The organism is Polaromonas sp. P1_G2, assembly GCF_056405515.1.
Genome location: NZ_JBFUBY010000772.1, coordinates 1 through 567, shown reverse-complemented (window position 1 = coordinate 567; position 567 = coordinate 1). Strand labels below are relative to the sequence as shown.

At 50.6% G+C, this 567-nt stretch carries 1 protein-coding gene; it reads right to left on the bottom strand.

Features of this window, described 5'->3' with window-relative positions; genetic code table 11:
- Window positions 1–223: hypothetical protein (locus AC1D0P_RS27500; RefSeq protein ID WP_477679627.1), on the bottom strand; the 223-nt coding region annotated here is incomplete at its 3' end.
- Window positions 224–567: the final 344 nt, after the last annotated feature.

Sequence of the window (567 nt, the reverse complement as noted above, 5' to 3'; positions counted from 1 at the left end):
CCATTGAGCCATCCATACAAAACCAGCACCGTTTCGCCAAGTGGTTTTCGGGAAAATCGTGAGTTCGAGGTTCTGTCCTGTCCAGACCGAGTTTCGGATCGAGTCGGGCTATCCCCGGCGCAACAAAAACCGGCCCGCCACCAGAGATGACTTGCCGATCAATATGAAATGGAATGTATTTCTTTGTTCTTACGCCCACGCCCGCCGCATAGTGATAACTCAACTGATTTGCTTTGAATTTGCAAGTGCTAAGCAGAAAAGAAACCGGCTGAGTGTTAATTTACATTACTGAAGGTTTTTCATATACAGACGAAAAGTAGTATAGAATAGTCATTCCACTTTTTAATTGAACGAAGTGTGCGCTTCTTGCGGGCGAGTGCGCCCGAATGACCTGCATCCGGGCGCATCGTCAATGACCGGGTTCAGAGGTTGAAGTCGGATCCATGCATGATATGGGCGCCATTGAGCGTCACGTCGAAATCGGCATTGCCATCGCCGTTCGTATCGGCGGAGACTACAGTGTTGCCGTCCACGAGCTCGTAGCGCAGTTCGCCGGCGGTACCGGAA